At 65.6% G+C, this 12,091-nt stretch carries 10 protein-coding genes; 5 read left to right on the top strand and 5 right to left on the bottom strand.

The genetic code is table 11. The annotated features are described in order from the left end of the window. The first annotated feature begins 113 nt into the window (after positions 1–113). From NKH31_RS01685 to NKH31_RS01670, 4 genes are all read left to right on the top strand, one after another. Complete coding sequence (locus NKH31_RS01685) at positions 114–965, top strand: TFIIB-type zinc ribbon-containing protein (RefSeq protein WP_254863410.1); 852 nt, start codon at positions 114–116, stop codon at positions 963–965. Continuing rightward, positions 958–1,455 (top strand): DUF8135 domain-containing protein, encoded by a 498-nt coding sequence (locus NKH31_RS01680; protein WP_254863409.1) that lies wholly within the window; start codon positions 958–960, stop codon positions 1,453–1,455. Before NKH31_RS01685 ends, NKH31_RS01680 begins: the two co-directional genes overlap by 8 nt. 115 nt (positions 1,456–1,570) lie before the next feature. Continuing rightward, positions 1,571–1,894 (top strand): transcription factor S, encoded by a 324-nt coding sequence (locus NKH31_RS01675; protein ID WP_254863408.1) that lies wholly within the window; start codon positions 1,571–1,573, stop codon positions 1,892–1,894. 120 nt (positions 1,895–2,014) lie between these two features. Further along, positions 2,015–4,780, top strand: coding sequence for an AAA domain-containing protein (locus NKH31_RS01670; RefSeq protein ID WP_254863407.1), 2,766 nt, complete (start codon positions 2,015–2,017; stop codon positions 4,778–4,780). Between the two features lie 41 nt (positions 4,781–4,821). Here the strand turns inward: NKH31_RS01670 and NKH31_RS01665 are convergent, their stop codons facing one another. The 4 genes from NKH31_RS01665 to NKH31_RS01650 form a co-directional block, all read right to left on the bottom strand. Then, positions 4,822–5,385, bottom strand: a complete 564-nt coding sequence (locus tag NKH31_RS01665) for a type IV pilin (RefSeq protein WP_254863406.1) — start codon at positions 5,383–5,385, stop codon at positions 4,822–4,824. A 135-nt stretch (positions 5,386–5,520) separates the two neighbouring features. Then, positions 5,521–6,501 carry an AIR synthase family protein gene (locus tag NKH31_RS01660; protein ID WP_254863405.1) on the bottom strand — a complete coding sequence of 327 codons (981 nt, stop codon included), beginning with the start codon at positions 6,499–6,501 and terminating at the stop codon, positions 5,521–5,523. A gap of 70 nt (positions 6,502–6,571) precedes the next feature. Then, the gene (locus NKH31_RS01655) at positions 6,572–7,036 is read right to left on the bottom strand and encodes an acyl-CoA thioesterase (RefSeq protein ID WP_254863404.1); all 465 of its coding nucleotides are present in this window, start codon (positions 7,034–7,036) and stop codon (positions 6,572–6,574) included. 78 nt (positions 7,037–7,114) lie between these two features. Beyond that, the gene (locus tag NKH31_RS01650) at positions 7,115–9,979 is read right to left on the bottom strand and encodes a DEAD/DEAH box helicase (protein ID WP_254863403.1); all 2,865 of its coding nucleotides are present in this window, start codon (positions 9,977–9,979) and stop codon (positions 7,115–7,117) included. Between the two features lie 189 nt (positions 9,980–10,168). On the opposite strand from NKH31_RS01650, the gene NKH31_RS01645 reads away from it, so the two are divergent. Beyond that, positions 10,169–10,918, top strand: coding sequence for an MBL fold metallo-hydrolase (locus NKH31_RS01645; RefSeq protein ID WP_254863402.1), 750 nt, complete (start codon positions 10,169–10,171; stop codon positions 10,916–10,918). Positions 10,919–10,986: 68 nt separating this feature from the next. On the opposite strand, the gene NKH31_RS01640 is transcribed toward NKH31_RS01645, so the two are convergent. Next, entirely contained in the window at positions 10,987–12,054 is a 1,068-nt protein-coding gene (locus NKH31_RS01640; RefSeq protein ID WP_254863401.1) for an mRNA surveillance protein pelota, read from the bottom strand. Positions 12,055–12,091: the final 37 nt, after the last annotated feature.

The following is a 12,091-nucleotide window of genomic DNA, read 5'->3' as shown; positions in this document are numbered from 1 at the left end:
GCGATATCATCTCTCGGTTCGTGGCGCAAACGCCCCGGTACCGGTAAAATGGCTCGAATCGAGCGATGAGTCGGTACCAATCGTTAATAGGCGACCACGTGAATCGATTTTCAATGGCGAGTGAGCCCCGTGACGACGCGACGGTCTCGATTTCGTTACCCCCGGAGGTGGCCGAGTGGGTCGACGAGCGGGCCGATCATCACGGGGAGTCTACCGCTGAGGTGTGCCGGCGCCTGGTCGTCGCCACCCACACGGTCGCGACGGACGAGACCGATCTGAACCTGGTTACGGAGCGTAACCTCGAGTCGGTCGCCGCCGATATCGACGAGCAGCGCCGCGAATTCGTCTCCCACGTCGAAGACGTGCGCGAACGGGTCGTTCAGGTAAAACGGGACGTGGATACGAAGGCGCCGTCTGGCCACGAACACGACGAGTACGCCACGAAAGATGCGCTCCAATCGGTCGCGCAGGAACTCTCCACGCTCGAGAGCGAACTCGAATCGGTCGCCTCGCGCGCTGACGAAGGCTTCGAGAACTTCGAATCCGTCCTCGAACACGCCGTCGACGAACTCGACTCGCTCGGGGCCCGATCGGCGACGCTCGCACGTGCGATCCTCGAGTTACGAGAGTGGCGGACGGATGTGGCCGCGGCCGAACAGCGGCGGGCAGCGACGGATGCGATCAAGCTGACCGCGAATCACCGTGGTGTTCGCGACGCCGACTGCGAGGAGTGTTCCGCCAGCGTCGACGTCTCCCTGTTGACCCGGCCGGCGTGTCCGCACTGCGGAGCGACGATCGTCGACGTCGAACGCCGCTCGTCGATTCTGCGGCCCCACCGCCTCGTCGTCGGTGATCGCCCGGCGCTCCCTGACTCCTCGGAGTCGACCCGGCCTGATGAGACGCTACTTGAGGCCGCCGAGAACGACGGATTCGACCTCGATTCGGAGGCACCCGACGATGGATGATCGTGACGACAGGCCCGAGTCGTTTTCGTACGCAGAAGACGTCGAGGAAGGCGACGAATCGACCGATGCGGGCGCTGAATCGGACGATCAACGGTCGACCGACGGCGACGCGGCCGACGACTCACCGTTTTCGACGCTGGCGGCCCGCGTCGATTCGAGCAGACAGTCGGGCGGGGTCGACGAACAGGCCGCCGAACGCGACGAAGTCGCCTCGTTCTTCGAACGCGAATCGGTCTCCGAAGTCGACGCCGATCGCCTCTGGGCGCAGGTCGCCTCCGACGAGTCGGCAGGGGGAAGCGACATTCAGGGTCGATCGGTCCGAGAGATTTCGAAGCGAACCTACTGCCACCAGTGTGAGCACTTTAGCGATCCGCCGGCAGTCGGCTGTACGAACGAGGGAACCTCGATTCTCGAACTCGACGATATCGATACGTTCGTCGTGGCCAACTGTCCGATCGTTCTGGAAGAAGAGTCGCTCGAAGATCGGTGAGTGCGGGTGGGCGATCACAGGCTCTCCGCCGACACCCGATCGCTCGAAAGAGTGTCTCTCGATGTCGCTCGACCCGAGCGGGAGGTTTTTCTGCGACCCTGACGAGTGGCCACCCATGCAGTTCTGTGAGGAGTGCGGATCGATGATGAAGGCCGACGGGGACCGGATGGTCTGTACGGGCTGTGAGGCGGTCTCCTTGCGCGACAAGGACCAGGAAGCGGCGTTCGTGAGCACGGACACCCAGACGGGGGCGGAACTCGTCGAATCAGATGCCTCCGCGAACTTCGAGGGGAAGCCGATCGCGTCTGACGTTCGCTGTGACGATTGTGGGAACGACGAAGCGTGGTACACTATCAAACAGACGGGCGCCGCCGACGAGCCGCCGACGCGATTTTTCAAGTGTACCGAGTGCGGGTACCGATGGCGCGGGTACTCCTGAATCTGGCGATGGACGACGGCCGCTCGGTCGGTGTTGTCACAGCGGTCGCGGTCGGTCGGTATCGGCACCGTCGGAACCGAGACCGATAACGTTTTTCGGGTTCCGGCGTACTTCACCTCCGTGAAGCTACGCGGGTACGTCGCGGGCGACGTCATGACGCGAACGGTGTCGACGAGCGCCGGCGAACGCGACCTCGCGGACGTCCCGCTTCGGCCGCGAGACGTCGGATCGGACGGCGACGAGTCGGATGATGACGGCTCGGTCTCTACCCTGACGCTGTGGGGGTCGTGGGTCGAGACGGCGCAACTGCTCGAACCGGGGATGGAACTCGCCGTCACGGACGCCGAGATCGACGAGTACGACGGCGAGATGACGTTTTCGACGTCGCCGGAGTCGTACGTCGTCGTCGAACCCGACTACCTCGTCGACGTGACGGATGTTCGGAACTGGGTCGAGTGTCCGCGACTGTACTACCTGAACAAGCTCTCGGGTGTCCCGCTCAACTACCCCGTGGTCAAGGGGACGCTCGTTCACGAGGTGTTCGGCGACCTGCTCCGCGGTCGCGACCTGGAGGAGTCGATCGACGCCAGGATCGAAGAGCGGGCACTCGAACTGGGTCTGCTCGGTGAATCGCCGGAGTCGGTCGCGACGGACGTCCGAGACAACGCAGACGCGATCGAGGGGTGGCTCGCGCAGGGTCGGTTGAGCGACGACGACGAGTGGCGATCCGAGCGTTTGCTCATCAGCGAGACGTTCGGGCTGAAGGGTCGAGCGGACGCGATCAGACGCGGCGCGCCGGTCGAACTCAAGACGGGAAAGAACCTCCGCAAGGAACCTCGATTCAAGGACAAGGTCCAGGCGGCGCTGTACGCGCTCGTCCTCGAAGAACACGGCGACCCCGTCGATACGGGGACGTTGCTCTACACAAAGAACTCGGCGCTCGACCGGAACGAGGAGACGGGTGATCTCACGCCGGCGAAGGACTTCTCGATGGGTCGAGGACTGCTCGAGTACGTGCTCAGGCTGCGAAACGAGGTCGCGGCGATGGACGCCTCGGGTGGCGTGCCCACCGGCCACGAGGCCGATGCGAAGTGTGAGTACTGCTTCGAACGGGACGCCTGCATGGTCGTCGCCGGTCGACTCGATCAGGAGTCGAAAGCCGGCACGATCGGCGAGGCGCTCCCGGCCGAAGAGCGCGCCCACTTCGAGCGCTTCTATCGCGCGATCGAGGCCGAACGACGCGAGATTCACCGCGAATACGTCAAGCTCTGGGAGCAGACGGCCGACGAGCGTGCAGCCGACGACCGGGCGATCATCGACCTCGAGTTCGTCGACGCGACGGAACTGGCCGAGGGTCGCTGGGAGCTACGCGCCAGGCGGACGGCGACGGACACGTCGAAGATCCGCGAGGGCGATCTGGTGCTCGCGAGCGACGGCGATCCCGTCGGGCCGAACGCCGAACTGGCGAAGATTCGTCGACTGGACGAAGACGAGATCGTCCTCACGGCGGCCGAACGCGTTCCAGTCGAGCGACTGGACGTCTATCCGAGCGAACTCACCACCGATCGGTTGCTCACCGCGCTCTTCGATACGGTCCTAAAGAGCGACGATCGCCGGAAGGACGTCCTCTTCGGTCGGCGCGACCCCGAATTCGTCGACCCCGACGAGACGTTCGTCCCGAACAACGACGCACAGGACGAGGCCGTTCGGCTGGCCGTCGGGGCGAACGATTACGCGCTCGTCCACGGCCCGCCGGGGACCGGAAAGACGTACACGATCGCGAAGACCGTCGAGGCGCTGCTCGAACGGGGCGAACGGGTCCTCCTCTCTGCGTTTACGAACCGGGCGGTGGACAACGCGCTCGAGGCCGTCCTCGACGCCGGTATCGACCCGGATCGCATCGTCCGGATCGGGACCGAGAGCGGCGTTCGCCCGGACATGCGCCACTTGCGGTTCGATCGAACGGGCGATCCGGCCGATCGCGTCGCCGCGCTGAACGACGCGTCCATCGTCGCCGCGACGACGGCGTCCTGTGGCTCGCGCGTGATGAACGAGCAGACGTTCGACGTCGCGTTAGTCGACGAGGCGGCGCAGTTGACCGAGCCGGCGACCTACGCCGCGATCTCCCTCGCAGATCGGTTCGTCCTCGTGGGCGACCACCAGCAACTGCCACCGGTCGTCCAGGCCGAAACCGTCCCGGACCTCCCGGATGGACCAGCTATCGAGGACGGTGCCGGTCCGTCTTCGTCCGACGGGGATCGATCGAATCCGCTGACGATCTCCCTGTTCGAGCGCCTGGCCGACGCGACGCCCGAGGCCGGCGTGCTCTTGAACCGTCAGTATCGGATGAATCAGCGAATCCAGGCGTTCTCGTCGAACGAGTTCTACGACGGGGCGTTGCGACCCGCCGCGCCGGCGGTCGCCAGTCGAACGCTCGACGACATCGAGGGTGTCTCCCGTGACCGTCTCCCGACCGATCTTCGCGATCCCGTCACCTTCCACCACGTCGAGGGCGACGACGAGGCGTACACCGACTCGGTCGAAGCCGCGCAGATTGCCGAACTGATCGACACCTACGGGGACGCCGGTGTCGATCCCGGCGATATCGGCGTCATCGCCCCGTTTCGGGCGCAGGTGAGCGAGATCGAACGCCACGTCCCGGAGTCCGTCGCGGTCGACACCGTCGATCGGTTTCAGGGTTCGAGTAAAGAGATCATCGTGGTTTCGTTCGTCGCCAGCGACGACCTGGAGGGGCCGATCTTCGAGGATTACCGCCGGCTCAACGTCGCGATCACCCGCCCGAAGCGCGCGCTCGCCCTGGTCGGCGACGCGTCTGTTCTCGAAACGGATCCGGTCTACGAACGGTTACTCGCCTGGGCCAGATAGGAGCCGGCGACGCCACCGAACGTTCCGTTCGATTCTCCGGCCTACCAGTCGACGTCGTGCGAGGCGAGTTCAGACGACGACCACGATCCGCGCCAGGTGACGCGCAGGCCGGTTACGTGATCGAACTCGTCGGCAGCGAGTTCGACGAGTTCCGTTCCGTCGTCGAGGCTTCGCCCGTCGAGTGCGAACGCGACCACGTCGGTGCCGGTTTCCTCGTCCGTCCCGTTCAACGCGCCGTCTTCGACGACGGCGTTCTCGACGAGCCCGACCGTGAGCGTACTCCCGTCGCGGACCGCGCCCCAGTCGTCGAGAGTCGCGTTCGCGTCCAGGCCGCCGATACCCTCCAGTTCGAGTCGCAGCGTGTCGCCGGCGACCGTTTCGTTCCCGCCGTGAGCGAGGTGGAACTGGCGGTCGGCTCCCTCGCCGCCTTCGGTCCACTCGAAGTCGACGTCCGGTGCGGGATCGGCCGCGATCGCGCTGACCAGAATGCCGACGGCGATCGCGAGTACGATCGTGACGATCATCGCGAGCGCGAACCCGAACGCGGGCGAGACCCCGCGCTCGTCGGTCGAACTACCGTCGGTGCGTCGGGCGTCGGAGACCATCGATTGTGGGGTTCCACACCGGTTGCGGCGCGGAGGCTGCTCGGTTCCACGATGGCGCCGTCTCGGGAAGTACGTTCGTTCCGTATCGAGCCGTGAGTCGTCGATCGATACGGGTTATACGGCCCGCTCTTCGACTCAGTCTCTCTCCGCTGGGCCCGCCCACAGCGGATAGAGGTCGTCTTCCGGGACCTCGTCTATTCGTTCGGACCCGATCTCGACGATCTCCTCTCCGGTATCGGTCACGACCCCGATGCTGGCAGACTCGATCCCGGCCGAGCGGAGTTCGTCGAGGCGACCGTCCGCGGCGTCGGGTGGGACCGTCGCGAGGAGCGCACCGGAGCCGAAGATACGGAGCGGGTCGACGTCGGCGGCCCGACAGAGCGTTTCCGTCTCGGGTCTGATCGGGATCGCCTCGCGATCGATCTCGAGACCCACGCCGGCGGCCGCGGCGAGTTCGACGAGTCCGGCGGCGACCCCGCCCTCCGTCGGATCGTGCATGGCCGTCGCGTCACGTCGAAGGATCTGAGCGGCCGGGGCGACGGAGATTTCGTCGACGAACGTCAGGGCGGCGTCGAGGGCCTCGGTCGGGGCCGCGAGCTCGTCGGCGAAATCGCCGGCCAGGATCGCCGTCCCTTCGAGGCCGGCCGGTCCCGCGATCACGACGCGGTCACCGGGTTCGGCGCCGCCGGTCGGGACGAACCGCTCCGTGACTCCCATCGCCGTCAGCGAGAGGATCGGTCGATCGAGCGCGTCGACGTACTCGGAGTGGCCGCCGACGATCGCGACGCCGTGGTCGCGCGCCGCGGCGTCGAGGTCGGCCGTCACGGTCTCGAACGCGTCCGGAGCGTCCGGCGGGAGGAGACAGACCACGGTGAGCCACGCCGGGTCGGCGCCCGCCGCGGCTACGTCGTTGCAGGCGACGGCGACGCCGAGCGTTCCAGCCTGATTCGCCGCGAGCGAGATCGGGTCCGAACTGACGACGAGCGTCCCGGCTGGAACGTCGATGGCCGCGGCGTCCTCGCCGAGCGCCGGCCCCTGTCGGACTCGGTCGTCGTCTGCGCCGGTTCGGTCGAACGCGTGAGCGGTCAGGTCGTCCGGTCGCACCTTCCCGGGCATACCAACGCGTGGGGCGACCCGGCGCTTGTAGCTGTCGCTCGATGGGAATCGGTCGGCCCGGAACCGTCGATCACCGACGCTGGACGTCGGCGACGGCCTCGCGAAACGCGTCTGGTACCCTGGTCGGTCGGGTCGTCTCCTTGTCGATGACGACTTGCGTCACCGTTCCCTCGGCCAGGCGGGTGCCGTCGCGCTTGCGACCGACGCGGTAGTCGTAGGTGACGCTCGAATTTCCGATTCGGGAGACGCGAATCTCGTTTTCCAGAACGTCTTCGTACGCCGCGGAGGCGCGGTAGTTCATCTCCGTCGAGACCACCCGGGTGGTCCAGTCGGCCGTTTCGATGTACTCGCCGCCAAAGCCGATCTTCCGGCGGTAGGCGGCGACCGACTCGTCCTGGTAGGTGACGTAGGTGCCGTAGAAGACGATCCCCTGCAGATCGGTCTCGGCCAATCGAACGCGGTTTTCGAACACGGAGAGATACGCGTCGTCGGTTCCGTCGTACTGGGCCGTCGTCTCGCCCGAATCGTCCGCCATACTCACGCTCCGGCCGGCGGGACGAAAGACCTGTTGGAGCCGAGAGCGTTCCGGTCCGTGATCGCTATGCTCGTCGGCTCAGTCGTCGATCGCGACGCCGCGGGACGGATCGTCGTCGATCTCTGAAACGACGCGGTCGTGAAAGGACTGGAGGGCCGCGCTCTCGTCTTCGGCGAGGACGACGTCGCTGGCCGAGAGCGTCGCGAGTCCGAACGCTCTGGGTGTCGGCGAATCGAATAGCGCTCGCTCGACCACGAGGTCGCCGTGATCGATGGCCGCGACGATCGATTCGATCTCGTCGACGTTCAGTTTGTCCTCCAGTATCTCCCGGTAGGTTTCCTCGACGACGGCGAAGTCGTCGAGCTCCTCGGCGAAGCCGAGCAACATCTCGCTCGAAACCTGCTGTTCGCTCGCTGACTTCTCGTATCCTTTGTACCGCTTGAGTATCATCAGCGAGCGCGTGGCGTTGATACGGAAGTAGCGCTGTAGCAGGTCCGTGTCGGCGATCGCGGCCCGGAGGTCTTCGCGGACGTCCGTGGGGTCGAGATCTCGGAGAATGCCTGCGACGTCCACTTTTCGGTTGAGCGGCATCGAGAGGACGAATCCGTTGTCCGCGACGGCGACGCGCACGTTGGCCGTCGCCGCCTGGGCGCAGTGATAGGCCAGCAACCGGGAGAGCCCGTCGTTGACTCGGCGTCCGTAGTTCGAGTGGACGTAGTAGTGACGTTCGTACTCGTCCCGGTCGCGCTCGACCTCGACCGAGAGACGAGCGGGCGTCGAGACGCTCTTCGGGCCGCCGTATCGAAGCTGGTGGTCGTACAGGCGCGCCAGCGCGCGCACGCTGTCGTCGCCGAGCGGGAACTCCCGGAGCCAGGCGCGAACACGCGCGGGGCCGCCCGCTTCGTAGTGATCGAGCAACTGCGCCTGGAAGTCCAGGATCTCGCGGCCCAGATCAGTCGAGAGCGGGAGCCGTTCGGAGTACCAGGAGGGGACCGTCGGCCTGGCGCGCGTTCGGTCGACGTACACCTTCGATCCGCGCCGATAGCGGTACTCGAAGTGCTCGCCGCCGAGGACGAAGACGTCGCCCTTCTCCAGGGTGTCCAGGTAATCCTCGTCGAGTTGGCCGACCCACTCGTCGGCCGCCCGGGTGTGGACGTTGCAGGTGAACGAGTCGGGGATCGTTCCGATGTTGGTCATGTAGATCACCCGGGCGAGTCGGCCGCGTTTGCCGACGAGCGTCTCGCCGACGGGGAAGTCGTCGTAGTGATATTCGCCGTCTGGCGGATCGTTCTCGTCGCGCCAGATCTTCGCGTAGACGTTGCGATCTTCGAGACCGGTGTAGGCGGCGGTGAGGTATCGAATCAGTCGCTCGTAGTGCTCGTCGTCGTAGTTTCTGAACGGGTAGGCTCGCCTGAGGATGGCCCTCACCTCGCTTTCTGGCCGAACCTCGGCGATAGCCATCCCGTAGACGTGCTGGGCGGCGACGTCGTGGGCGTTCTCGGGGATCGAAACCGAGTCGACGAATCCCTCCTCCGCCTTCGCGAGCATGACGGCGCACTCGGTGAGTTCGTCCCGATCGAGCGCGATGACGCGACCGGCGACGGTCTGGCCGACCCGGTGGCCGGCGCGACCGACTCGCTGGAGGAGCGCGGCGACGCTTTTGGGCGAGCCGACCTGGACGACCAGATCGACGTGGGGCATGTCGATACCGAGTTCGAGCGAGGTCGAGGTGGTGACGACGTCGAGGTCGCCGGATTTGAGCTGTGCCTCGACATCTTGGCGGACCTCCTTCGAGAGGCTGCCGTGGTGACAGGCGGAGTTCCTCTCGTTGTAGCCCGTCTCCGACGACCCGGGAGCGGGCTGCCCGCAGTCGTCCGTCGCTTCGTCACTCGGGCCCGCCTCGTCAGCCGTCGGCCCATCGCGAGCCGGATACCGTTCGCGCAGTTCGTGTAGGACGCGTTCGGCACCCGAGCGCGTGTTCGTAAAGACGAGCGTGTTCGTGTGCGCACCGATCAGTTCGTGAAGGCGCGCGTAGAATCGATCCTGAACGACGCCGCGGGGCGTGTTTATCAGGTCGTCCGTCGGACACTCTAGTTCGAGATCGAACTCGCGGGCGAAGCGCGCGTCGACGATCTCACACTCCCGGGGGCCGAGCGCGGTCGGCGTCCCGTCGACGGTCTCGGTTTCGCAGCCGACCAGAAAGTCGGCGACGTCTTCGAGTGGATCGATCGTCGCCGAACAACCGATTCGCGTGATTTCGCCGTCGGTCATCGCTTCGAGGCGCTCGAGGCTCACCGAGAGGTGCGTCCCGCGTTTGCCCGCCGCCAGCGAGTGAATCTCGTCGACGACGACGTACTCGACGGTTCGTAACTTCTCTCTGAACTTCGGCGAGTTGAGCAGGATGGCGAGCGTTTCGGGGGTGGTGTTGAGGATGTGCGGCGTCTCGTCTAACATCGCCTGGCGCTCGGATGAGGGCGTGTCGCCGTGGCGGATCGCGTGGCGAATCTCGCCGACGTCGTCGCCCCGGTCTTCGATGATCGATTCGATACCCTCGAGGGGGACCGTCAGGTTCCGATGAATGTCGTTCGCGAGCGACTTCAGCGGCGAGACGTACAGACAGTAGACCGAATTGTCGAGCCCGTCGTCTCGCTCGCGGTCTCGGCGAAAGAGTTCGTCGATGATCGCACTGAAACTGGCGAGCGTTTTACCAGACCCCGTTGGCGCGCAGACGAGCGTGTTCGTCCGTTCGTGGATCTTCGGAATCGCTTCGCGCTGTGGTGGGGTGAAAAATCCGCCGTTTTCGGGGACGTACTCGCCAAATTCCCGAATCCACCACTCCTGGACGGCCGGCTCGAACCGCTCTAAGACGTCCCGATCGGCGAGCGCCGCGTCGGGGTCGAACGGCAACTGCTCGTCGGGAACGACGAGCCCTTTCCCTGCCATCGAGGTATCCTGCGTCGCCGACGCGTAAGAGGGTTGGCCCAGTGCGGTGAAAGTGAACTGAGACAGCCTTCACGGTCGATCGTTCGGCAAAGATGGACCTGATACCCCGCGTCGACGGCGTCGGCCTGCGCTGCCAGCGCTCTTGCCCGACACAACGTTTTTCCACGACCGACGCGCAGTTTCGCGTATATGCAGGTGACCTTTCTCGGAACCGGCGCCGCCATGCCGACGGGCGACCGGTTCCAGACCGGTATCCTCGTCCAGGAAGGTGATCGAACCGTCCTTGTCGATTGCGGATCCGGCGTCCTCCAGCGACTCCAGCAGTCGGGCGTCGGCTACGAATCGGTCTCGACCGTCCTCCTCACGCACCACCACTTAGATCACGTCGCGGACCTCCTTCCGCTGATGAAAGCCCGGTGGCTCGCCGGCGAAGAACACTTAGAAATCGTCGGACCCCAGGGGACGAAAGGGCTCGTCGACGACCTGCTATCTGCGTTCGAGTACATGGACGGCCGACTCGACCTGCAGGTCCGCGAAGTCGTTGCCGACGACACGTTCTCGGTCGCCGGGTTCGACGTTTCGTCGTACGAGACGCGCCACTCCGTCCCGTGTCTGGCGTACCGGTTCGACGACCGGTTCACCTACAGCGGCGACAGCGAGGCGTTCGCCGGGCTGGCGAACTTCGCCGACGGCTGTGCCATCCTCGCACACGACTGCGCCTTCCCGGACGACGTCGACGTCTCGAATCACCCGACGCCGAGCGAACTCGGGGCCGCCCTCTCCGACGTCGAGATCGGTCGGGTCTACCTCACGCACCTCTATCCGCACACGCAGGGGCGTCACGAGGAGATGCGTCGCTCGATCGGCGAACGCTACGACGGCGACGTGCGGTTCGCAGAAGACCTCCAGCGCGTTTCGATCGAAGCCGAACGTCGATAACTGTCGTTCGTCGAACCCGCTCCGTCGCGACGCCTATTGTAACCGGTAGCGAAGTGACGCCGAGTCGCCTACTGTAACCGGTAGCGAAGCAACGCCGCGACGCCGCCCAAGTTCGACAGTTGCTGGCCGGGCGGGAACTCGGAGGAAAAGACCGTCACCTCCCCGCCTTTCTGCTCGGTCGTCCGGACGAGGGAGTCGACGTCGACGTCCCACTCGCGGTCGGGGCCGCGTTCTTTCCGAAGCCGATCGTCGAGGATGAGCAACCGCTCGATCGCACCGTACTCGGCGGCCTTCTCCACCTCGTCCGGGCCGTAAGCCGCTTTCGCCCCCTCGGCGATTCGCCGTGTGAGTTCGTCGATGGCGTCGGCTTCGGCCTCGATGCGCGTCTCCTTCTGGACGTCCGCGACGGCCCCGCGTTTTAGCACCTCGTGGACGCCGCGGTCGCCCACGCTCGCGGTGTCGACCATCGTGATCAACTCGGCCACCTCGCTCGCGTTCTTCTCGACGTACTTGTAGGCGTCCTGCTTGGTAAAGCCCGGCCCGGCCAGGATGATCGCGTCGACGTCGAGTCGCCGGAGCACGTCGGTGAGCTCGGCGAAGAGCGAGGTGCGGTCCTGTGCGTCGTCGTTCTTGCCCGTCGAGCCGGTGATCGTCGCGCGCTCTTCGGTTCCGTACTGGGCGACGCCGTGGACGTGCGCGCGGCCCTCCTCGACCGTCGCGATCGCCACGTCAGGATTCTCGGTCGCTTCCTTCGCTTCTTCGAGTCGGCGCTCCTGATCGGGTTTCCAGTACTTCTCGATCGAGAGTTCGTCGCGTTCTTCGACGTTTAACGTGTGGTGAAACCCGAGCTGATCTTCGCGCGAGCAGGCGACGATCTCGCCGCCGACGCGCAGTCGATTTGCAAAGCGGTGAAACTCCACGTCGTCGACGGCCAGCGCGACCCACATGTGTTCGCGTTCGCCGCCCGTGTCGCGCAGCTGCTCGTCGGAGCGCTGAATTCGGCGGGTCGTATCGCCGGCGACTCGGTCACCCGGTTCGAGGACGTACTGGAGGTGCCAGAGGTCGTCGACGCTCTCCGGGACGACGGTCAGGCGCTCGCGGCCGCCGTCTAACCGTTCCCGGTCTCTGATCTGCATGGGCGTTCGTTCTCGGAGTGGCGATAAGTGGCCTGCG

The organism is Halovivax gelatinilyticus (assembly GCF_024300625.1).
GTDB classification, from domain to species: domain Archaea; phylum Halobacteriota; class Halobacteria; order Halobacteriales; family Natrialbaceae; genus Halovivax; species Halovivax gelatinilyticus.
Note: the sequence above shows the minus strand (reverse complement) of the source record. Positions and strands in the feature narration are given on the sequence as shown.